General features: G+C 49.0%; 16 protein-coding genes. 7 read left to right on the forward strand and 9 right to left on the reverse strand.

The window, feature by feature from the left end; genetic code table 11:
* Positions 1 to 51 precede the first annotated feature (51 nt).
* Positions 52 to 1,728 (forward strand): energy-dependent translational throttle protein EttA, encoded by a 1,677-nt coding sequence (ettA, locus tag HMPREF2560_RS08045; RefSeq protein WP_070629653.1) that lies wholly within the window; start codon positions 52 to 54, stop codon positions 1,726 to 1,728.
* A gap of 65 nt (positions 1,729 to 1,793) precedes the next feature.
* On the opposite strand, the gene HMPREF2560_RS08050 is transcribed toward ettA, so the two are convergent.
* Entirely contained in the window at positions 1,794 to 2,429 is a 636-nt protein-coding gene (locus HMPREF2560_RS08050) for a multidrug efflux system transcriptional repressor MtrR (RefSeq protein ID WP_070873814.1), read from the reverse strand.
* A gap of 227 nt (positions 2,430 to 2,656) precedes the next feature.
* Between HMPREF2560_RS08050 and HMPREF2560_RS08055 the strand changes: the two genes are divergently transcribed.
* From HMPREF2560_RS08055 to HMPREF2560_RS08065, 3 genes are read left to right on the forward strand one after another with little or no spacing between them, the layout of a single operon-like run.
* Positions 2,657 to 3,925, forward strand: coding sequence for an efflux RND transporter periplasmic adaptor subunit (locus tag HMPREF2560_RS08055; protein ID WP_070873815.1), 1,269 nt, complete (start codon positions 2,657 to 2,659; stop codon positions 3,923 to 3,925).
* Positions 3,926 to 3,936: 11 nt separating this feature from the next.
* Positions 3,937 to 7,149 (forward strand): efflux RND transporter permease subunit, encoded by a 3,213-nt coding sequence (locus HMPREF2560_RS08060; RefSeq protein ID WP_070873816.1) that lies wholly within the window; start codon positions 3,937 to 3,939, stop codon positions 7,147 to 7,149.
* Positions 7,150 to 7,205: 56 nt separating this feature from the next.
* Positions 7,206 to 8,612, forward strand: coding sequence for an efflux transporter outer membrane subunit (locus tag HMPREF2560_RS08065; RefSeq protein ID WP_141762598.1), 1,407 nt, complete (start codon positions 7,206 to 7,208; stop codon positions 8,610 to 8,612).
* A gap of 70 nt (positions 8,613 to 8,682) precedes the next feature.
* Here HMPREF2560_RS08065 and HMPREF2560_RS08070 read toward each other — a convergent pair whose 3' ends face one another.
* Together HMPREF2560_RS08070 and HMPREF2560_RS08075 are read right to left on the reverse strand one after the other, a co-directional pair.
* Positions 8,683 to 10,020 (reverse strand): GTPase/DUF3482 domain-containing protein, encoded by a 1,338-nt coding sequence (locus tag HMPREF2560_RS08070; protein ID WP_049343940.1) that lies wholly within the window; start codon positions 10,018 to 10,020, stop codon positions 8,683 to 8,685.
* Positions 10,021 to 10,592: 572 nt separating this feature from the next.
* Complete coding sequence (locus tag HMPREF2560_RS08075) at positions 10,593 to 11,054, reverse strand: winged helix-turn-helix transcriptional regulator (protein WP_003747450.1); 462 nt, start codon at positions 11,052 to 11,054, stop codon at positions 10,593 to 10,595.
* A gap of 216 nt (positions 11,055 to 11,270) precedes the next feature.
* Here HMPREF2560_RS08075 and alr point away from each other — a divergent pair, with 216 nt between their 5' ends.
* Positions 11,271 to 12,329: an alanine racemase gene (gene alr, locus HMPREF2560_RS08080; protein ID WP_070873818.1), complete on the forward strand. Its 1,059-nt coding sequence runs from the start codon at positions 11,271 to 11,273 to the stop codon at positions 12,327 to 12,329.
* A gap of 59 nt (positions 12,330 to 12,388) precedes the next feature.
* Here alr and HMPREF2560_RS08085 read toward each other — a convergent pair whose 3' ends face one another.
* Positions 12,389 to 13,132, reverse strand: a complete 744-nt coding sequence (locus HMPREF2560_RS08085; RefSeq protein WP_036493902.1) for a pseudouridine synthase — start codon at positions 13,130 to 13,132, stop codon at positions 12,389 to 12,391.
* A 330-nt stretch (positions 13,133 to 13,462) separates the two neighbouring features.
* On the opposite strand from HMPREF2560_RS08085, the gene HMPREF2560_RS08090 reads away from it, so the two are divergent.
* Positions 13,463 to 15,544 (forward strand): carbon starvation CstA family protein, encoded by a 2,082-nt coding sequence (locus HMPREF2560_RS08090; RefSeq protein ID WP_070607528.1) that lies wholly within the window; start codon positions 13,463 to 13,465, stop codon positions 15,542 to 15,544.
* Entirely contained in the window at positions 15,534 to 15,728 is a 195-nt protein-coding gene (locus HMPREF2560_RS08095) for a YbdD/YjiX family protein (protein WP_049343946.1), read from the forward strand. The genes HMPREF2560_RS08090 and HMPREF2560_RS08095 overlap by 11 nt, the downstream gene beginning before the upstream one ends.
* A 117-nt stretch (positions 15,729 to 15,845) precedes the next feature.
* Here the strand turns inward: HMPREF2560_RS08095 and HMPREF2560_RS08100 are convergent, their stop codons facing one another.
* From HMPREF2560_RS08100 to ppsA, 5 genes are all read right to left on the reverse strand, one after another.
* On the reverse strand, positions 15,846 to 16,136 hold the full coding sequence (locus HMPREF2560_RS08100) for a chaperone modulator CbpM (protein WP_003747441.1): 291 nt from the start codon (positions 16,134 to 16,136) through the stop codon (positions 15,846 to 15,848).
* A gap of 15 nt (positions 16,137 to 16,151) precedes the next feature.
* Entirely contained in the window at positions 16,152 to 17,111 is a 960-nt protein-coding gene (locus tag HMPREF2560_RS08105) for a DnaJ C-terminal domain-containing protein (protein ID WP_063068882.1), read from the reverse strand.
* Positions 17,112 to 17,303: 192 nt separating this feature from the next.
* Entirely contained in the window at positions 17,304 to 17,798 is a 495-nt protein-coding gene (locus HMPREF2560_RS08110) for a hypothetical protein (protein ID WP_070607524.1), read from the reverse strand.
* 172 nt (positions 17,799 to 17,970) lie between these two features.
* Positions 17,971 to 18,675, reverse strand: a complete 705-nt coding sequence (locus HMPREF2560_RS08115; RefSeq protein WP_070607523.1) for a peptidoglycan DD-metalloendopeptidase family protein — start codon at positions 18,673 to 18,675, stop codon at positions 17,971 to 17,973.
* 270 nt (positions 18,676 to 18,945) lie between these two features.
* Positions 18,946 to 21,330 carry a phosphoenolpyruvate synthase gene (ppsA, locus tag HMPREF2560_RS08120; protein ID WP_070607520.1) on the reverse strand — a complete coding sequence of 795 codons (2,385 nt, stop codon included), beginning with the start codon at positions 21,328 to 21,330 and terminating at the stop codon, positions 18,946 to 18,948.
* Between the last annotated feature and the right edge of the window lie 128 nt (positions 21,331 to 21,458).

Consider the following 21,458-nt stretch of genomic DNA (forward strand, 5'->3'; position numbering starts at 1 on the left):
AATAGGTTAAAATGGGCCGTCTGAAATTTGTTTGACGGAAACGAGAAAACTATGTCCCAACAATACGTCTATTCTATGCTGCGCGTGAGCAAGGTTGTGCCGCCGCAGAAAACCATTATTAAAGACATTTCCCTTTCATTTTTTCCCGGTGCAAAAATCGGTTTGCTCGGTTTGAACGGTGCGGGTAAATCTACTGTACTGCGGATTATGGCGGGAGTGGATAAAGAATTTGAGGGCGAAGCCGTGCCGATGGGCGGCATTAAAATCGGCTACCTGCCGCAAGAGCCTGAGCTTGATCCTGAGAAAACCGTACGCGAGGAAGTGGAAAGCGGTTTGGGCGAAGTGGCTGCCGCTCAGAAACGCTTGGAAGAAGTGTATGCCGAGTATGCCAATCCTGATGCGGATTTTGACGTGTTGGCGGAAGAACAAGGCCGCTTGGAAGCGATTATTGCGGCGGGTTCGTCTACCGGCGGCGGTGCGGAACACGAATTGGAAATCGCTGCCGACGCGCTGCGTCTGCCTGATTGGGATGCCAAAATCGGCAATTTGTCCGGCGGTGAAAAACGTCGTGTGGCTTTGTGCAAACTCTTGTTGAGCAAGCCCGATATGCTTTTGTTGGACGAGCCGACCAACCACTTGGACGCAGAATCTGTCGAATGGCTGGAGCAATTCTTGGTACGCTTCCCAGGTACCGTGGTTGCGGTAACGCACGACCGCTACTTCCTCGACAACGCCGCCGAATGGATTTTGGAACTCGACCGCGGACACGGTATTCCGTGGAAAGGCAATTACTCGTCTTGGCTGGAGCAGAAAGAAAAACGTTTGGAAAACGAGGCGAAATCCGAAGCTGCGCGCGTGAAAGCGATGAAGCAGGAATTGGAATGGGTGCGCCAAAATGCCAAAGGCCGCCAAGCCAAGTCCAAAGCGCGTTTGGCGCGTTTTGAAGAAATGAGCAACTACGAATACCAAAAACGCAATGAAACGCAGGAAATCTTTATCCCTGTTGCCGAGCGTTTGGGTAACGAAGTGATTGAATTTGTGAACGTTTCCAAATCGTTTGGCGATAAAGTGTTGATTGACGATTTGAGCTTCAAAGTACCTGCTGGCGCGATTGTTGGCATCATCGGTCCGAATGGCGCAGGTAAATCGACGCTGTTTAAAATGATTGCGGGCAAAGAGCAGCCTGATTCCGGCGAAGTGAAAATCGGGCAAACCGTGAAAATGAGCTTGATTGACCAAAGCCGCGAAGGTTTGCAAAACGACAAAACCGTGTTCGACAACATTGCTGAAGGCCGCGACATTTTGCAGGTTGGTCAGTTTGAAATCCCTGCCCGCCAATATTTGGGACGCTTCAACTTCAAAGGCAGCGACCAAAGCAAAATCGCAGGTCAATTGTCTGGCGGCGAACGCGGCCGTCTGCACTTGGCAAAAACCTTGTTGAGCGGCGGCAATGTCTTGCTGCTGGACGAACCGTCCAACGACCTCGACGTAGAAACTCTACGCGCGTTGGAAGACGCATTGTTGGAATTTGCCGGTAGCGTGATGGTGATTTCGCACGACCGCTGGTTCCTCGACCGTATCGCTACGCATATCTTGGCTTGTGAAGGCGACTCTAAATGGGTGTTCTTTGACGGCAACTATCAGGAATACGAAGCCGACAAGAAACGCCGTTTGGGCGAAGAGGGCGCGAAACCGAAACGTATCCGTTACAAACCGGTAACACGTTAATTAGGTTTGAACCAAAAGGCCGTCTGAAACTTTTAATGTTTCAGACGGCCTTTTATTTTTGATGTTTATGATTGTTTTCTTAATTGCGGATGGTTCTCCAATGTATCAATGATGATTTCAATCATGCGGGGGGCAGTTTTCGCTAAATCGAAGCCTTGACCGGAAGAAAGCCAACGCCAAATCAAGCCGTCTAATGAAGACTTGATGAAGATGACCGCCATGTCGGTATCCAAATTATCCGCCAACGCTTTTTGTTGTACCGCATCAGTCAGGACGGCAACGATTTTTTCACGCCATAATGATTGGTGTTTTTTAGCGATGGCAATGACTGCCTCGTTTTGCTCGGTGTGTTCGCATTTTAAAAACAAAATGCTGTGGAATTTGTAGTGAAGCTCGTTATGTTGCAGTCGCTCGAAAAAACGGGTTAGGGTCAGGCGGAAGCTTGGCCAAGCCTGTTCGTTATTATTGTTCGAGTCTTCTTTCATGCAGCTTTCGATGTCGTCGCAAATCCGTTGGAACAAGGCGTCAAACAAATCTTCTTTGTTTTTGAAATGCCAATACAGCGCACCGCGCGTTACGCCTGCTGCTTGGGCGATTTCGTTGAGCGAAGTGCGGGCAATGCCTTTCTTATAAAACGTATCTAATGCGGCAAGCATGAGATATTCTTTGGTTTTTAAAGCTTCGGTTTTGGTTCTTCTCATAGTTGTTTTGTAGGAAATGTAAATTTATGGTTCGGATTATAAAAAATTACTTCTGAACATGCAAGAATGTATGTATAATTCAATTCAGTACTTGTATAGTGTTTCTCAACACTATATACTCAGCCTGTTTTTTATAAAAACAGGCAATTTCCGTTTGTGAAATATGAGATTAAAGTAATCAATTTTTAATCAGTCAAACCCTTATTTATCATAGAGATAGGAAAATTATGGCTCTTTATGCTTCTAAAATGATGCGTGTCGCGGCAATCGCAGCAGCTACTGCGTTGGCACTTTCCGCTTGCGGCAAAGGCGATGAAAAAGCAGCCGGCCAACAGACGCAAGGCAGTCAGCAACAGCAAAAACAACCTGCGCCTGAAGTCCGCGTGGTTACTGTACATCCGGAAACTGTTGCATTGACGACTGAATTGCCAGGCCGTCTGGAATCATTGCGTACTGCCGAAGTTCGCGCCCAAGTCGGCGGTATTCTGCAAAAACGACTGTTCCAAGAGGGTAGCTATGTGCAAGCTGGTCAGCCTTTGTACCAAATCGACAGCTCATCTTATGAAGCAAACTTAGAAAGCGCACGCGCCCAGTTGGCGAGTGCGCAAGCTACTTTGGCTAAAGCGAATGCCGACTTAGCCCGCTACAAACCGCTGGTTGCCGCCGATGCCATCAGCCAACAAGAATATGATGCGGCCGTAACGGCCAAGCGTTCGGCAGAGGCAGGCGTCAAATCCGCTCAAGCAGCCATCAAATCTGCCGGTATCAGCCTGAACCGCTCCCGCATTACTGCGCCGATTTCCGGCTTTATCGGTCAATCTAAAGTTTCTGAAGGTACGCTGCTGAATTCCGGCGATACCACTGTTTTGGCCACCATCCAACAAACCAATCCGATGTATGTCAATGTTACCCAGTCTGCGAGTGAGGTCATGAAACTGCGTCAACAGGTTGCCGAAGGCAAATTGTTGGCGGCAAACGGCGCGATTGCAGTGGATATCAAATTTGACGACGGTACGGTTTACCCTGAAAAAGGCCGTCTGCTGTTTGCAGATCCGACTGTCAACGAAACGACCGGTCAAATTACCTTGCGCGCCGCCATTCCTAACGACAGAAATATCTTGATGCCGGGCTTGTATGTGCGCGTATTGATGGAACAAGTGGCAGTGGATAATGCATTTGTAGTGCCGCAACAAGCAGTGACCCGCGGTTCGCAAGATACGGTGATGGTGGTGAATGACAAGAGCGAAATGGAAGCGCGTGTCGTGACCGTTGCCCAACAGCAAGGTAGCAATTGGGTGATTACAGACGGCCTGAAAGACGGCGACAAAGTGATTGTTGAAGGCATCAGCATTGCCGCTATGTCGGGTGCTAAAAAGGTAACGCCGAAAGAATGGACGCCGCCTGCAAACACTGCGGCAGCAACACCAGCAGTTTCAGACGGCCAAGCTGCATCCGAGGCCAAGCCTGAAGCTAAAGCTGCATCTGAAGCCAAATAAGGAACGCATGAATGTCTAAGTTTTTTATTGACCGCCCCATTTTTGCATGGGTTATTGCGATTTTTATCATCGCAGCGGGTATTTTCGGCATTCAAAAACTGCCGATTTCCCAATATCCGTCCGTTGCTGCACCGACCATTACTTTGCGCGCTACTTATCCGGGCGCTTCTGCTCAGGTAATGGAAGACAGCGTACTGGCCGTTATCGAACGTAATATGTACGGTGTGGAAGGTTTGGACTATATGACGACTTCTGCCAATTCCAGCGGCAGCGGCAGCGTCAGTCTGACGTTTACACCGGAAACCAATGAAGATTTGGCGCAGGTAGACGTGCAGAACAAATTGTCGGAAGTGTTGTCCACATTGCCGTCTACCGTACAGCAATATGGTGTAACCGTATCTAAAGCGCGTTCCAACTTCTTGCAAGTGGTCATGCTTTCTTCTGAAAAGCAATCCATTGAGGAAATGAACGATTACGCCCAGCGCAATATCATTCCTGAACTGCAGCGTATCGACGGGGTAGGGCAGGTACAATTGTTTGGTGCGCAACGCGCCATGCGTATTTGGGTTGACCCGAAAAAACTGCAAAACTACAACCTGTCTTTTGCAACGGTAACCAACGCACTGGCTACTCAAAATATCCAAATTTCTGCAGGCTCTATCGGCTCTTTGCCGGCGGCTGCAGGTCAGACCATTTCAGCAACTGTGACGGCTCAAGGTCAGCTGAGCACTGCTGAAGAGTTTGGCAACATCATTTTGGTATCCAATACCGATGGTTCTAATGTCTATCTGAAAGACGTTGCCAAAGTCAGCTTGGGTATGCAGGACTATTCTACTTCCACACGTTTGAACGGTGTGAACACCACCGGTATGGCAGTGATGTTGTCTAACAGCGGTAACGCTTTGGCAACGGCGACTGCCGTGAAAGAAAAAATGGCGGTTTTGCAGAAGTATTTTCCAGACGGCATGAGCTGGAAAATTCCTTACGATACTTCCAAATTTGTGGAAATTTCGATTGAGAAAGTGATCCATACACTTTTGGAAGCCATCGTATTGGTATTCTTGGTGATGTATCTCTTCCTGCAAAATATCCGCTATACGCTGATTCCGACTATTGTCGTGCCGATTTCCCTGTTGGGCGGTTTTGCCTTTATCTCATATATGGGTATGTCGATTAACGTATTGACCATGTTTGCGATGGTATTGGTAATTGGTATTGTGGTCGATGATGCGATTGTGGTCGTTGAAAACGTTGAGCGTATTATGGCGAGCGAAGGTCTGTCGCCTAAGGCTGCAACCAAAAAAGCGATGGGTCAGATTTCCGGCGCGGTGATCGGTATTACTGCCGTGTTGATGTCCGTATTTGTGCCGCTGGCGATGTTTAGCGGTGCAACCGGTAACATTTACAAACAGTTTGCCTTGACTATGGTGGCATCGATCGGCTTCTCCGCATTTCTTGCCTTGACGCTGACTCCGGCATTGTGTGCCACCATGCTCAAACCGATTCAGAAGGGTCATCACGAAGAGAAAAAAGGTTTCTTCGGTTGGTTTAACAAGAAATTCGACAACTGGACACACGGCTACGAAGGCTGGGTAGCCAAAGTCTTGCGCAAGACTTTGCGCATGATGGTTGTCTATATCGGTTTGACTGTTGTGGGCGTATTCCTGTTTATGCGTCTGCCGACTTCCTTCTTGCCGACTGAAGACCAAGGTAACTTGATGTTGAGCGTACAGCTGCCTGCCGGCGCGACCAAAGAGCGTACCGATGCAACTTTGGCTCAAATCACTCAACTGGCGAAATCTGTACCTGAGATCGAGAACATTGTTACCGTTTCCGGCTTTAGTTTTAGCGGTTCCGGCCAAAACATGGCTTTGGGCTTTGTCATTCTGAAAGACTGGAGCGAACGTACTGCTCCGGGCAGCGATGTGACTTCTATTTCCGGTAAGTTGACCGGCATGATGATGGCTACGCTGAAAGACGGTTTCGGTTTGGCGATTGTGCCTCCTGCCATTATGGAATTGGGTACAGGCTCCGGCTTGACGATTTACCTGCAAGACCGTAACAACAGCGGCCATGCTGCATTATTGGCCAAGCGCAATGAGTTGATTGACAAAATGCGCAAAAGCGGTTTGTTTAACCCAAGTACCGTTCGTGCGAGCGGTTTGGAAGATGCGCCGCAGTTGAAAATCGACATCGACCGCTCTGCCGCAGCCGCACAAGGTATTTCGTTCTCTGACATCCGTACTGCTTTGGCTTCTGCTTTGGGTTCGTCTTATGTAAACGACTTCCCGAATCAAGGCCGTCTGCAACGCGTGATGGTACAAGCTGATGCGAGTGCCCGTATGCAGCCTGCCGATATTCTGAACCTGACTGTACCGAATAAATCCGGCGTTGCCGTACCGCTTTCTACCATTGCTACTGTTTCTTGGGAAAACGGTATGGAACAAAGCGTCCGCTTCAATGGTTATCCGGCAATGGAGCTTTCCGGCTCGCCTGTTAATGGCGTGTCTTCCGGTCAAGCCATGGCTGCGGTACAGCAAATGGTTGATGATATGGGTGGCGGTTACAGCCTGGAATGGGGCGGCCAGTCTCGTGAAGAGGCCAAAGGCAGCTCGCAAACTGTCGTGTTGTATGCATTGGCCGCTGCCGCTATATTCTTGGTATTGGCTGCTTTGTACGAAAGCTGGTCTATCCCGTTGGCGGTTATCCTTGTGATTCCGTTGGGCTTGATTGGCGCGGCATTGGGCGTGACCGGCCGCAACATGTTTGAAGCGCTGCTGGGCAGTATTCCGGCATACGCCAACGATATCTACTTCCAAGTCGGTTTCGTTACGGTGATGGGTTTGAGTGCGAAAAACGCGATTTTGATTATCGAGTTTGCCAAAGACCTGCAAGCGCAAGGTAAGAGCGCGATTGAAGCTGCGCTTGCCGCCGCACACTTGCGTTTCCGTCCGATTATCATGACTTCGTTTGCCTTCATCTTGGGCGTGGTACCGCTTTATGTTGCCAGCGGTGCCAGCTCCGCCAGCCAACGTGCGATTGGTACGACCGTGGTTTGGGGTATGTTGATCGGTACGATTCTGTCTGTGTTCCTTGTGCCTTTGTTCTATGTGGTTGTGCGCAAATTCTTTAAAGAAACCGCACACGAGCATGAGATGGCCGCCAAACACGCCGCTGAAGCCGGCATGATTGAAGACGGTAAACACGATTCAGACAAGCACTAAAGCAAAGGCCGTCTGAAAAATTTTCAGACGGCCTCAAAATGCTAAAGGATTCTAAAATGAAGAAGATTACATTCAAACCTGTACTGACCGCCGTTGCCGCCGCCGTGGCTTTGTCGGCCTGTACCATGATGCCGAAATATGAGCAGCCTCAAGTTGCCGTGGCCGATACGTTTAAATACGACACTGTTGACGACGGTATCCGTGCAGCCGAATTGGGTTGGCAAGATTACTTTGCCGATCCTCGCCTTCACCGCCTGATCGACATCGCATTGGAACGCAATACCGATTTGCGTACAGCCGCGCTGAATGCGGAAATCTACCGCAAGCAATACATGATTGCGCGTAATAATTTGTTGCCAACCGTCAATGCCAGCGGTACAGGTTCGCGTCAAGGCAGTTTGAGCGGCGGCAGCGTTAGCAGCCAATACAGCGTGGGTTTGGGCGCAGCCTCTTATGAGCTTGACCTCTTCGGCCGTGTCCGCAGCACCAGCGAAGCCGCGTTGCAAGGTTATTTTAATGTGGCCGCAAACCGCGATGCCGCCCATCTGACCCTGATTTCTACCGTTGCCAAAGCCTACTTTAACGAACGCTACGCGGAAGAAACCATGGCATTGGCACAACGCGTATTACAAACCCGTGAAGCGACTTACAAGCTCTCGCAATTACGCCATAAGGCCGGCGTGATTTCCGCCGTTGATTTGCACCAACAGGAAGCGCTGATTGAATCGGCCAAAGCCGATTACGCATCTGCGGTAAAAAAACGCGAGCAAGCGCGAAATTCCTTGGCTATGTTGATTAATCAACCTTTGCCTGAAGACTTGCCTGCCGGTTTGCCTTTGAACAAACAGTTCAAAATGACCAAACTGCCTGCCGGTTTGAGTTCGGACCTGTTGCTCAACCGCCCGGATATCCGCGCGGCCGAATACTCGCTCAAACAAGCCAATGCCAATATCGGCGCGGCACGTGCGGCCTTCTTCCCGCGCATCAGCCTGACCGGTTCTGTCGGTACAGCTTCCGGAGAGTTGAGCGGCCTGTTTAAGAGCGGTACAGGTATTTGGGCTTTTGCACCATCCATCACTCTGCCTATCTTTGACTGGGGCACAAACAAAGCCAATCTTGACGTAGCCAAACTGCGCCAACAGGCACAAATCGTTGCTTATGAAGCCGCTGTTCAATCCGCATTCAAAGACGTTTCCAATGCGTTGGTTGCGCGTGAACAGTTGGATAAAAGCTATGAAGCGTTGAGCAAGCAAAGCCGTGCCTACAACGACAGCCTGCGCCTTATCAGCCTGCGCTACAAACATGGCGTATCCAGCGCATTGGATTTACTGGATGCCGAACGCAGCAGTTACAGCGCAGAAACTGCTCTTTTGGCTAATCAGCTGACCCGTTTGGAAAACCTTGCCGATTTGTATAAAGCACTTGGCGGCGGTTTGAAACGCGAAACCAAAGCTGCTGAATAAGTATTTGCTAAGATTAAAAGGCCGTCTGAAACATTTAGGTTTCAGACGGCCTTTTTGTTATGCAGCAATTCTAAGCTTTTAATTTCTCACTTAAAGAACCGACATAGGCTGCGCGTTCGTTACGGCTGGCTTCGGGCTGGTGTGTGTTGAGCGAAGACCATTTGCGGTTGCTGCGTGCTTTGTTGAGTTCGCTTGGCAATTTGGCCGTATTCCATGGCGCTTTGCGTTCTTTTAGCTCGATATGTGATTGAGCCGCGTGGCCGCGCGTTTGCAAGACGTGCAATAAATCCAGTGCGCGTGCGGCGAGCAGGGTAAGGGTTTCCGGATCAGTATGCAGGGTTTGTCGGCCGTTGATTTTGTCGGTGATGTCTTGGGCATTGGGCAAAATGCCGCCCAACAGTCCACCGATGGCTGTGCCCAAACCAAGCGAGCCGCCAAGCGTGGCAATATCCAAGCCTAAGCCGATGAGTGCACCTGCGGTTGCGCCGGTACCGGTACGGATGCCGTAATGTTTGAGCAATTCGCTGTCAAACGGATCTTGTTTGAAGGCTTTGGGCATCCATGTGCTGTCACTGCCGACTTCGTCGTGATAGAAGCGGTAAAGTGTGAACAGGCGTTGTTGCATTTGCCGCTCAAGTTGGCGGATTTCCGATTGCATGACTTCCAAAGTCGGGGCAGGGTCGTCGTTTTCGGCAATTTCTTGGGTAAATGCGGCGGCATCCAGCAGAAAATCGGCAATTTCACGACGCGCTTCCGTATCCAGCCGTTGCCACTCGCGCCGGCGCATATTGATGAGGCGGTCGAGGATGTCGCGCTTAGGTAACATGGTGGCAAGGTTGTCCCACAATCGGATTTCGCCTTCAAAGTCGAAGGCAACGGTATCGAAACCGGCGTAAACATGCAGATTTCTGCGGGCGAGCATATTGGTCCAAGCGCTCAGGTCTTGATTTTGGGTGAAGTTGAACACGGGCATGATGGGCTTGGCGCACCAAGACAAAATGGTCAGCTCGTCTTTGTATTTGTCGAGGACGGGTTCCCGCGCATCGATGACGTACATGGCCATATCGCTTTGCATGACTTGGCGCAGCACTTTGGCCTCTTGGTTGAATTCGTGATGCGCTTCATGATTGCTGAGGAATTGCTGGATGCGTTCGATACCGTCATCGCGTGCAGATGTGTGGGTTTCCAGCCAATCCAACACGCCGCCGGCATCTTCAAGGCCGGGTGTATCGTAGAGGTAAACCAAGCTGTCGTCGCCGTCGTTGATAAGGGCTTCTTCGACATGGCGCGTGGTAGAGGGCGCGTTTTTCACTTCACCGAAGGTGCTGTCGCGCAAAAGCGTACGTAAGAGCGAGGTTTTGCCTGTGTTGGTATGGCCGACGACGGCAAGGGAAAGTGGGGTGGTCATGGTCTTTGGGTCGGGTTGATATGGACTATGAATGTGTGAGTATGGAGCCGTTTATCTTTAGTGGCAATATATGTTTCAGACGGCCCTAAATTTTTTATATATGGGCGAAAATAGCAAGAAAAAGAGGGGAATAGCGACTTTGTTGTTTTTTAGCAAAATACTTGAAAATAGATAGGAAAACAGTTGACAGGAGGGTAGAAGGATAGGATAATTCGCGCCGTTGAGTTGCTTGATGCAGCTTGATTTTTCTCCTCTATTTCTCCTTTGTAGACTTGGCGCATATCAAAACGGTATGCGCATTTTTTTATCTGCATTGAAACATGATTACATTTAAGATCTGTAAATCGAATAATTAAGAAACTTTACAAGAAAAATACTTGCGCGGTTGAAGCTCTTGTTGCATAATTCGTTTCGTTAGCTGGTTCGAGTAGTCAGTTAATAGTTTCTCCTCTATTTCTCCTTTGTAGACTTGGCACACATTCTGTCGGATGTGTGCATTTTTTTTGCCTATTTAAAATAAAGGCCGTTTGAATGTTGTAATCTTTCAGACGGCCTTTGTTTATCGAATAGAATTAGATGTCTAATACTACTTCTTCTTTGACTTCTTCCATGACAACATAGCTGCGGCTTTCGGCTGCAGCCGGCAGTTGCAGCAGGATATTGCCGAGCATATCGCGATAGGCGGACATATTGGGCAGGCGGACTTTGATAAGGTAGTCGTATTCGCCAGAGACCAAGTGGCATTCTAGAATTTGCGGAATCTTCAGCACTTCGCGTTTGAAGTCTTCAAAAATATTGCCGGATTTGGAGCGCAGTTTTAGCTCGACAAAGACCAAGAGGCTTTGGCCTAAAGCATGAGGATTCAGATGGGCGTGATAGCCGGTAATGAGGTTGTCGCGTTCCAAGCGACGGACGCGTTCGGTTACCGGCGTGGTGGAGAGGCCGACTTTTTCAGCCAATTCAGTCATGGGGATACGTGCGTTTTGTTGTAGGAGCTTGAGAATTTTTAAGTCGGTTTTGTCGAGTTCTTTCATGGCCTTGATGTCTGTCGTTTTCATTTGGATTGAATCATAACCTTAAAACAGCCTGAGAAGAAGCATAAATGCCTAAAGGTGCGCATGAGGTCTAAATTATGAATAGATTATTCTTGTGTATTTCATGGAATCCTGTGTAGTTTTTGACCTATAATATTTGCTTCAAAGTAATGGGGCAGGCCGTCTGAAACGGAATGCCGATAAGAGGAATACATTATGCGTCCGCTCAATGCGCAAATCCGTTTGGATAATTTACGTCAAAATTATCGTTTTCTCAAAGAGTTGCACGGCAATAAATTGTTGGCTGTGATTAAGGCTGATGCTTACGGGCATGGCGCGGTCAGATGTGCACACGCGTTGGCAGATATTGCCGACGGCTTTGCGGTGGCAACGGTAGATGAAGGCGTGGAGCTGCGCCAAAACGGCATTAAAAATCCGATTGTTTTGTTGGAAGGCGTGTTTGAGGCTGCGGAGTATGCGGATGTTGACCGTTATGATTTGTGGCCGGCAATCGGCAGCCAATGGCAGCTGGAGACGTTTGTGCATCATGAGTGGCAACGTCCGACAACCGTATGGCTGAAAATGGACTCGGGTATGCACCGTGCCGGTTTCTTTCCGCATAACTATGCCGCGGCCTATACTGCATTGGAGCAATCCGAATCGGTTGGAAATATTGTGAAATTCAGCCATTTTGCCTGCGCGGACGAGCCGGAAAACGGCATGACCGAAATGCAGCTTGAAGCGTTTGATTTGGCGTGTGAGGGTTTGGAAGGCGAAGAGAGCTTGGCCAATTCCGCCGCGATTTTGAACGTGCCTGAAGCGCGCCGCGATTGGGGACGTGCCGGTCTGGCTTTATATGGTATTTCGCCTTTCGGCGGCGTGGATGAGCGTTTGAAACCGGTTATGCGCCTGACTTCCCGCGTTTTCGGCGAGCGCGTGTTGCAACCGCATTCTCCGATTGGCTACGGCGCAACGTTCTACACCAGCAAATCTACCCGTGTCGGTTTGATTGCCTGCGGCTATGCCGACGGTTATCCGCGTCGCGCTTCCACTAATTCCCCTGTGGCGGTGGATGGCAAACGCAGCCGTATTATCGGCAGAGTGTCTATGGATATGATTACGGTTGAGCTGGAAGCCTCGAAAGAGGGCTTGGGCGCGGAAGTTGAGCTTTGGGGCGATGTAATTAATATCAATGAAGTTTCCGAAGTTGCCGGTATGATTCCGTACGAAATCCTCTGCAATATTAAACGTGCGAAGTTTACGTATATTGAGTAATCAGTAAAAGATCAGGCCGTCTGAAATATGTTTTCAGACGGCCTTTTTGTTATTTGCAATTAAAACGATTCGTCAGCGCGTAAATAACGCCATTTGCCCGGCGGCAGTCTGCCGAGTTTGACTTTGCCCATGCGGATACGTTTCAAACCGACGACGCGCAGGCCGACCAGTTCGCACATGCGGCGGATTTGGCGTTTTTTGCCTTGTCGCAAAATAAAGCGCAACTGGTCTTCGTTTTGCCATTCGACTTTGGCGGGGCGCAATTTTTCTCCGTCCAAACTCAAGCCGTGGTTGAGCAGGGCAAGGCCTTTGTCGTCCAGTTTGCCGCGGACGCGGACAAGGTATTCTTTTTCGCTACTGCTGTTTTCGCCAATCAGTTGTTTGGCAATGCGGCCGTCCTGGGTGAGTACCAACAATCCGACGGAGTCGATATCCAGGCGGCCGGCAGGGGCTAAGCCGAATTTGTGCTTTTCACTGAAAGGGATACGGCTGTCGTCGCCTTCCCAATGGTTATCGGCGGTAATGAGTTCGGCGGCGGATTTATAGCCTTTTTCTGCCTGAGCGCTGACGTAGCCGACGGGTTTGTTCAGCAGGATGGTTACGCGCGCGGCTTGTTTTTCATGGGCTTGTTTGTTGAGGTCGATGCGGTCGCGCTCGGTGACTTTTTGACCGAGTACGGCGGTTTGGCCGTTGACTTTGACCCAGCCTTGCTCGATGTAGCTGTCTGCCTCGCGGCGCGAGCATAAGCCTAATTGCGCCATGCGTTTGGAGAGGCGCATGGTTTCGGAATCGTTGTTTTGCATGGTATGGCAATATAGAGAAATGGGAATGTCGGATTATAGCATTGACCGTTTGTCAGGCCGTCTGAAAACTGAAGATTTGGGTTTTCAGACGGCCTTTCGTTTGCTATATGTTAAGGAATATTTAGTTTTGAAGTAAAAAATGAAGGGTATATTGTCTGTTTGTGTTAACCTTACGGGCGAACTAATCATTTTGTTTTCAGTCGAATTTGGGTTGAAATGACATTTCACTCATGAAATCATGAAGACTATAATGACTGGTCTTTCTGAAGCGCATTAAGGCAGTTTGTCGCTAAAGCAAGCCTTGGTGCATCACGTTTTAAGGATAAATCAATGAAATCGCTCAAATCATTTTTGATCTGGGGCATTGTGGTTTTGGTAGGCTTGGCCTCCTTTACTACTTTAGCTCTCAGCCGTGGCGAACAAGTCAGTGCGATTTGGATGGTTACGGCCGCCATTTCGGTATACTGCATTGCCTACCGTTTCTACAGTCTTTACATTGCCAACCGTGTGATGCAGCTTGATCCTAACCGTCTGACTCCGGCAGAACGCCACAATGACGGCTTGGACTATGTGCCCACACATAAAGGTGTACTGTTCGGCCACCACTTTGCCGCTATTGCAGGCGCAGGCCCTCTGGTTGGTCCTGTATTGGCAGCGCAAATGGGTTATCTGCCCGGTACTTTGTGGATTATCTTCGGCGTGGTATTTGCCGGTGCCGTACAGGATATGATGGTACTGTTTGTTTCTATGCGCCGTGACGGTAAGTCTTTGGGCGATATTGTGAAACAAGAACTCGGTACCGTCCCAGGCGTGATTGCATCCATCGGTATTTTGATGATTATGGTCATCATTATGGCGGTGTTGGCGCTGATCGTTGTGAAAGCATTGGTTCACAGCCCTTGGGGTACGTTCACCATCGCAGCGACTATGCCGATTGCCCTGTTTATGGGTATCTATACCCGTTATATCCGTCCGGGCAAAATTGGTGAGATTTCCATCGTCGGCTTTATTTTGCTGATGTTGGCCGTGATTTACGGTGAAGATGTTGCCCATAGCTCCTTCGGTCACTGGTTCGACCTTGACGGCATTCAGCTGACTTGGGCGATTATGATTTACGGTTTCGTGGCTTCCGTATTGCCGGTTTGGCTCTTGCTGACTCCGCGCGACTATCTGTCTACCTTCCTGAAAATCGGTACGATTGCAGCTTTGGCTTTGGGTATCGTTATTGTTAACCCGACTCTGCAAATGCCTGCTGTTACCCACTTTATCGATGGTTCAGGTCCGGTATTCTCCGGTGCATTGTTCCCATTCTTGTTCATTACCATTGCTTGTGGTGCGGTTTCAGGCTTCCATGCGTTGATTTCTTCAGGTACCACACCAAAAATGGTGGAAAACGAAACCCACGTCCGCATGATCGGTTACGGTGGCATGATTATGGAAAGTTTTGTGGCCATTATGGCTTTGGCTGCCGCCGCTTCGCTTGATCCAGGCGTGTACTTCGCGATGAACAGTCCGGCTGCGCTGATTGGTACAGATGCCAACACAGCTGCCGAAGTCATCACCACTAAACTGAATTTCTCTGTTGATGCCGCAACTCTGTTGCATACTGCTAAAGAAGTGGGCGAAAACACCATTCTGTCTCGTGCAGGCGGTGCACCAACTCTTGCAGTTGGTATGGCACACATCATGAGCCGTCTGATTCCGGGTGAAGCCATGATGGCGTTCTGGTATCACTTTGCCTTGCTGTTTGAAGCCTTGTTCATCTTGACCGCGGTTGATGCCGGTACACGCGTTGCCCGTTTCATGATTCAAGACTTGGGCAGTATCTTCTACAAACCATTCGGTAACACCGATTCTATCCCTGCCAACTTGGTTGCAACATTCTTTGCCGTGGCATTGTGGGGTTACTTCCTCTATACCGGCGTAACCGACCCTCTGGGTGGTATCAACTCGCTCTGGCCGTTGTTTGGTATCGCCAACCAAATGCTTGCAGGCGTAGCGTTGATTATGTGTACCGTTGTATTGGTGAAAATGAAACGCGACCGCTATGTTTGGGTAACCTTGGTTCCTGCTGTCGGCGTATTGTTTGTAACCTGCTATGCCGGTTTGCAAAAACTGTTCCACAGCGACCCACGCGTCAGCTTCTTGGCTCATGCAGGCAAATACCGCGATGCCTTGGCCTCAGGCGAAGTCCTTGCCCCAGCTAAAGACATTGGCGAAATGTCACAAATCATCTTCAACGACCAAATCAATGCCGGTCTGACCGCTTTGTTCCTGGCAGTTGTCGTGATTGTCGCCGTGTACGGTTTTCGTACCGCCATGAAAGCCCGCAAAGTCGGCTGGCCAACTGCTAAAGAAATTCCAGCAGTGTACCGCGACGGTAAACAGCCGGAGGCTCAGCATGAAGCATAAGCTCGCATCTTGGTGGAAAACCATCAAGTTGACAGCAAACTTGATGGCCGGTGTCCCAGATTATGAAAACTACGTTGCCCGCCAGCGCAAACATAATCCCAATGCGCCGGTCATGACCGAGCTGCAATTCCAAGACTACTGCCGCAAACGCCGTTGCGGTAGCAACGGCGGACGCTGTTGTTAATGAAGGCATAAAAAGGCCGTCTGAAAATACTTTCAGACGGCCTTTCATTATGGAATATCAATAAATATCAAAGATTTTGTCTTGTCATCAATATTTAATCGAACAACTTGCCAATATTTACTCTTCTTCGAGCAGTACCAGCGGACGCTGTATTTTTCTGAGCTCTTCCACCTCGTCCAACAGCCGCATAATCAGCCCCAATGCAGGAATGCCGGCCTCAAAATCACGGCTTAAGCGTTGTGCGCGACGGATGCGGGCAAGATGAAAACCACTGAAGGTGCTTTTTTCGGGCGCACCATCTATGCTGATGATGTCTTCTGCTATAAGTTCCAACAGCCAATCACGACGGCAGCGGCTGGCGGCAACGATTTCTTCAAAAGTAAGGGTAACATCGGAGGACTGAATCATAATTTATCCTTTCTCTTATGCTTGTTTCGCGGCAAAGTGTTCGGCCAATTTTTCCCATGCGGCACGGTCGGCTTCGCTCTCTACTGGCGGAACATTAATGCGGATATTGAGATAAAGGTCTCCGGCTTCTTTTGCAGGAATACCTTTGCCTTTGAGGCGGATGCTTTTACCGCTTTGGCTGTTGGCAGGCAGATTGACCTGCAAGCGGCCTGAGGCGGTAGGGACGATGATTTTGCCGCCCAATACGGCTTCCCAAGGTTTGACATCTATTGTTTGATATACGTCTTTCCTGTTTTTGACGTATAAATCAGGTTGGTCGTGGAACTTGATTTTTAAGTACAAGTCACCGTTTTCACCGCCGTTATATCCCGGCAAACCTTGACCGGCCAAACGGATTTGTTGGCCTTCTGCAATGCCTTTGGGGATTTTGACGTTGAGGGTTTTATTTTGATAGACCGCACGTCCGTATTCGTCTAGAGTCGGCACATTCAAAGTCATGCTACGTTCTGCGCCAACATACGCTGCGTAAATATCAATACTCAATTCAGCATGTTGATCCTCGCCTTTTATTGGGCCGCGGGGTTGCTCGGAACGAGTGTGGGATTGGCGGAATGATGAAAACAGATCTTCAAAATTGAAGTCTCCCGCTCCGAACGGTTCGCCTTCATGACGTTCATAGTGGAAGCCGCCACCGTTAAATCCATTGCCAAACGGATTGCCGCCTTGACCGAACGGATTGCCTCCGGCGCTGCGTCCGTAAGGATTAGCCAACATTTCATCGTATTCGGCCCGCTTTTCTTTGTCGGAAAGCGTTTCGTAGGCACGGTTGATTTCTACCGTACGTTCGGCTGCGTCAGGTTCTTTGCTGACATCGGGGTGGTATTTGCGCACCAGTTTTCGGTAGGCTTTTTTGATTTCGGCCTCATCCGCATCTTTGGCAACGCCTAGTATTTCATAATAGTTTTTTTCTGCCATGTTATTCCTTTGACTGCTCATATACAAAATTCTTATAGTTTTAATAATTGAGGGTAGATATTCTAAAATCAAGGGCGTTGGAAATAAAATTCTCTATTTCTGACAATGATTAATGGATAATTTATTTCTTTGTTTCTAGAGAAATAGAAAATATAAAGGCCGTCTGAAATACGATTTTTCAGACGGCCTTTATCAAATTGGGGTTTTATTTGTCTTGAGCGTTTTTTGTTCGCTAACAATCCATTGGGCAATATCTGAACCCAAGACTTTAGAAGTGCGATTTAAGACTGCACAAGAGCTTTTATAAACACCGAGCATGCCGCCGGAAGAATTGCGGGTAAAGGTTTTTTTATTGACTTCTTCGCCATCACCATACAAAGTGGCAACGGCTGTAATACTTTTGGCGTGGCCGACAAAGGCTACGCCTGCGCTCATGGCGGAAGTAATGGAGATATCTGCGTATGTGCCTTGTTTTTTACCGTCACGGACAATAGTTACATCACTTTTGGCTGCAGTTTCTTGCAAAGATTTGGACATGACGTTGCCAATTTGTAAACACTCGGAAACGATACGGGTATCGATTTCTTCTGCATGACGGTAAGGGATGCTTTCATCAATATGGACATCTGCGCTGGCAAATGCAGAAGCAAACAAGAATGCGGTTGCAAGGATGCGGTTAGGAGACATAGTAGGGCACCTAAAATAGAATGTTAAAAAGAGTTGTTATTGTATAACGGTGTTTTCACTCAATCAACATAAGTTAAGTTGGTCAATGCTTTGTTGAGATGGGTGTTATGGTAAGACAAATCAAAAGGCCGTCTGAAATAAAGTTATTTCAGACGGCCTTTTGATTAAGGTATTAATTTGTTCTAGTCAAATAAGGCAGGGGATCGACTGCTTTGCCGTTGAGACGAACTTCAAAATGCAGCTTGACGCTGTCTGAATCGCTGCTGCCCATGGTGGCGATAACTTGACCTGCTTGGACTTTTTGATCTTTTTGTACCAAAAGCGTGTCGTTATGGGCGTAGGCGGTAATGGTGTAGTCATTGTGGCTGATCAAAATTAGCTTACCGTAACCGCGGACTTCTTCGCCAACGTAGATAACGGTACCGGCTGCAGCGGAACGGATTTGTTGGCCTTGTGTGCCTGCAATATCTATGCCTTTGCTGGTTGTGCCGTTGTAGCGTTGGATAATGGAGGATGAAGCGTTATCGGTCGGCCATTGCAGGTTCAATCGGTTGATTGGGGTAACGGCAGTGGTTTGGCGTTGCTGTGTTGCAGTGCTGCGTGGGGCAACATGACGGCGGACGCGCAATACTTGGCCGACTTCGATTTGTGAGGCGTTGGGAAGGTTGTTCCATGCAACCAGTGTATTGACGTTTTGTCCGTAGCGTTTGGCGATTTGGGTCAGGGTATCGCCAGGGCGGACTTTGTAGTAGCCGTCAGGTACGGCGCGGTTGGAAGAGGTATTGTTGCCGGCGCAGGCTGCTAATACGGCAATGGTGCTGATGAGTGCTAGACGTTTCAAGGCCGTCTGAAAGGTGGAAATAAAATTTGTATTCATGGGTTGTTTCTAAATGTATCGTTATGCTGTGTATGATAGATAGGAAGAGTGAAAAAAGGTTCACTCAAAAGGCATGGGATAAAATGCGGAAAGGCAATATAGTACCATTGAGAATTTGTGGGTATGGCAGAATCTTTTTATATCTTTTTGATGTAAAATGACTTTTTTAAAAAGGTAAAAGAACGTGAAAGTTCTTTCAGACGGCATTGAATAAGGCAATAAAAATCCCCTGCCGAGATAGACGGGCAGGGGATTTTTGTCTCATCGAACTTATTTGTTCAATTCGTTAGCCAGATACAGCCAAGTTTCAATCACGGTATCAGGGTTGAGCGATACGCTCTCGATACCTTCTTGAACCAGCCATTTGGCAAAGTCCGGATGGTCTGACGGGCCTTGACCGCAAATACCGACGTATTTGTTTTGTTTGCGGCAGGCAGAGATTGCCAAGTGCAACATCACTTTAACGGCAGGATTACGCTCGTCGAAGGAGTCAGATACCAAGCCGCTGTCACGGTCGAGGCCGAGGGTCAGCTGGGTCATGTCGTTAGAGCCGATGGAGAAGCCGTCGAAGTATTGCAGGAATTGTTCTGCCAATACTGCGTTGCTTGGCAATTCGCACATCATGATCAGGCGCAGGCCGTTTTTGCCGCGTTCCAAACCGTTTTCTTTCAGGGCTTTGACAACAGCTTCAGCTTCACCCAAAGTGCGGACGAATGGAATCATGATTTCGACGTTGGTCAAACCCATTTCGTCACGGACACGTTTCAAGGCTTTGCACTCGAGTGCGAAACAGTCTTTAAAGTTATCAGCTACATAACGCGCTGCACCACGGAAGCCCAACATTGGGTTTTCTTCGTGTGGTTCGTAAATGCTGCCACCCACCAAGTTGGCGTACTCGTTGGATTTGAAGTCAGACATACGGACGATGGTTTTGCGTGGGTAAACCGAAGCAGCTAAAGTTGCCACGCCTTCTGCGATTTTATCGACATAGAAGTCGACAGGAGAAGCGTAGCCGGCGATGCGGCGGGTAATTTCCGCTTTCAATTCGTCGTCTTGTTTGTCAAATTCCAACAAGGCTTTAGGGTGGATACCGATTTGACGGTTGATAATAAATTCCATACGCGCCAAGCCGATACCTTCGCTAGGCAGGTTGGCGAAGCTGAATGCCAATTCAGGGTTACCAACGTTCATCATCACTTTGACAGGGGCTTTAGGCATGTTGTCCAAAGCAACATCGGTAACTTGTACGTCCAGCAGGCCGGAGTAGATGAAGCCAGTATCGCCTTCGGCACAAGATACGGTAACTTCTTGGCCGTCTGAAAGCAGATCGGTAGCATCGCCACAACCTACAACAGCCGGAATACCCAATTCACGCGCGATAATCGCTGCGTGGCAGGTACGGCCGCCACGGTTGGTCACGATGGCAGAAGCACGTTTCATTACCGGTTCCCAATCCGGGTCGGTCATGTCGGTAACGAGTACGTCGCCTGCTTCAACGGAATCCATCTCGGAAGCATCTTTCACCAAGCGAACTTTACCTTGGCCAACTTTTTGACCGATGGCACGGCCTTCGCACAAGACAACTTTTTCGCCGTTGATAGAGAAGCGGCGCAGGTTGCGGCTGCCGTCTTCTTGAGATTTCACGGTTTCAGGGCGAGCTTGCAGGATGTAGAGTTTGCCATCCAAGCCGTCGCGGCCCCATTCGATGTCCATTGGGCGGCCGTAGTGTTTTTCGATGGTCAGCGCGTAATGGGCCAACTCTGTAACTTCGGCGTCGGTAATGGAGAAGCGTTGACGGTCTTCTTCAGGTACATCGACGTTGGTTACAGATTTACCGGCTTCGGCTTTGTCGGTAAAGATCATTTTGATTTGTTTTGAACCCATGGTTTTGCGCAGGATAGCCGGTTTGCCTGCTTTCAAAGTAGGTTTGAATACATAGAATTCGTCAGGGTTGACCGCGCCTTGTACGACGTTTTCGCCCAGGCCGTAAGAAGAGGTAACGAAAACGACTTGGTCGTAACCGGATTCGGTATCGATGGTGAACATCACGCCGGAGGCGCCGCTGTCAGAGCGCACCATGCGTTGTACGCCGGCTGAAAGGGCAACGATGTCGTGTTCGAAGCCTTTGTGGACACGGTAAGAAATGGCACGGTCGTTATACAGGGAAGCGAATACATGGTGCATTGCTTCTTTAACGTTATCCAAGCCGTTGATGTTCAGGAAGGTTTCTTGTTGGCCGGCGAAAGAAGCGTCCGGCAAGTCTTCTGCTGTTGCGGAAGAACGTACGGCAACGGAGATATCTGCACCGCCGGCATCGGCAACCATTTTGTTCCAAGCTGTTTCGATTTCAGCGTCCAGCTGCTCAGGGAACGGGGTATCCAAAATCCATTGACGGATTTCTTTACCCACGCGTGCCAATTCGGCAACGTCTTCAACATCCAGTTGTTTCAGGGCTTCGGAAATACGCTCGCTCAGACCATTGTGAGCCAGGAAAGCACGATAAGCTTCGGCTGTGGTTGCAAAACCGCCGGGAACGCGCACGCCTTTTTCAGTCAGTTGGCTGATCATTTCGCCCAAAGAGGCATTTTTACCGCCCACTCGCTCAACGTCAGTCATACGCAGGTTTTCAAACCAAATAACGTAGTTTTCGGCCATTTGTGTGTCCAATCCAATCCAAAAAATGTTAAAAAAGAAACAAATCCGCCTGCTTATTGTAGCCATTCGTTTGATGGCTGTCATGTGTTTTATCTTTTTAAAAATCACAAATTCGTCTGTGATATTGT

The sequence above is a fragment of the Neisseria sp. HMSC078H04 genome, assembly GCF_001838135.1.
In the GTDB taxonomy this organism is placed as follows: domain Bacteria; phylum Pseudomonadota; class Gammaproteobacteria; order Burkholderiales; family Neisseriaceae; genus Neisseria.

Excerpts from the sequence above, each read along its gene's own strand:
- HMPREF2560_RS08110 (WP_070607524.1), bottom strand. The coding sequence starts at position 17,798 with ATGTCTCCTAACCGCATCCTTGCAACCGCATTCTTGTTTGCTTCTGCA.
- HMPREF2560_RS08055 (WP_070873815.1), top strand. The coding sequence starts at position 2,657 with ATGGCTCTTTATGCTTCTAAAATGATGCGTGTCGCGGCAATCGCAGCA.
- HMPREF2560_RS08075 (WP_003747450.1), bottom strand. The coding sequence starts at position 11,054 with ATGAAAGAACTCGACAAAACCGACTTAAAAATTCTCAAGCTCCTACAA.
- HMPREF2560_RS08095 (WP_049343946.1), top strand. The coding sequence starts at position 15,534 with ATGAAGCATAAGCTCGCATCTTGGTGGAAAACCATCAAGTTGACAGCA.
- HMPREF2560_RS08085 (WP_036493902.1), bottom strand. The coding sequence starts at position 13,132 with ATGCAAAACAACGATTCCGAAACCATGCGCCTCTCCAAACGCATGGCG.
- ppsA (WP_070607520.1), bottom strand. The coding sequence starts at position 21,330 with ATGGCCGAAAACTACGTTATTTGGTTTGAAAACCTGCGTATGACTGAC.
- HMPREF2560_RS08100 (WP_003747441.1), bottom strand. The coding sequence starts at position 16,136 with ATGATTCAGTCCTCCGATGTTACCCTTACTTTTGAAGAAATCGTTGCC.
- HMPREF2560_RS08060 (WP_070873816.1), top strand. The coding sequence starts at position 3,937 with ATGTCTAAGTTTTTTATTGACCGCCCCATTTTTGCATGGGTTATTGCG.
- HMPREF2560_RS08070 (WP_049343940.1), bottom strand. The coding sequence starts at position 10,020 with ATGACCACCCCACTTTCCCTTGCCGTCGTCGGCCATACCAACACAGGC.
- alr (WP_070873818.1), top strand. The coding sequence starts at position 11,271 with ATGCGTCCGCTCAATGCGCAAATCCGTTTGGATAATTTACGTCAAAAT.
- HMPREF2560_RS08115 (WP_070607523.1), bottom strand. The coding sequence starts at position 18,675 with ATGAATACAAATTTTATTTCCACCTTTCAGACGGCCTTGAAACGTCTA.
- HMPREF2560_RS08050 (WP_070873814.1), bottom strand. The coding sequence starts at position 2,429 with ATGAGAAGAACCAAAACCGAAGCTTTAAAAACCAAAGAATATCTCATG.
- HMPREF2560_RS08065 (WP_141762598.1), top strand. The coding sequence starts at position 7,206 with ATGAAGAAGATTACATTCAAACCTGTACTGACCGCCGTTGCCGCCGCC.
- ettA (WP_070629653.1), top strand. The coding sequence starts at position 52 with ATGTCCCAACAATACGTCTATTCTATGCTGCGCGTGAGCAAGGTTGTG.
- HMPREF2560_RS08105 (WP_063068882.1), bottom strand. The coding sequence starts at position 17,111 with ATGGCAGAAAAAAACTATTATGAAATACTAGGCGTTGCCAAAGATGCG.
- HMPREF2560_RS08090 (WP_070607528.1), top strand. The coding sequence starts at position 13,463 with ATGAAATCGCTCAAATCATTTTTGATCTGGGGCATTGTGGTTTTGGTA.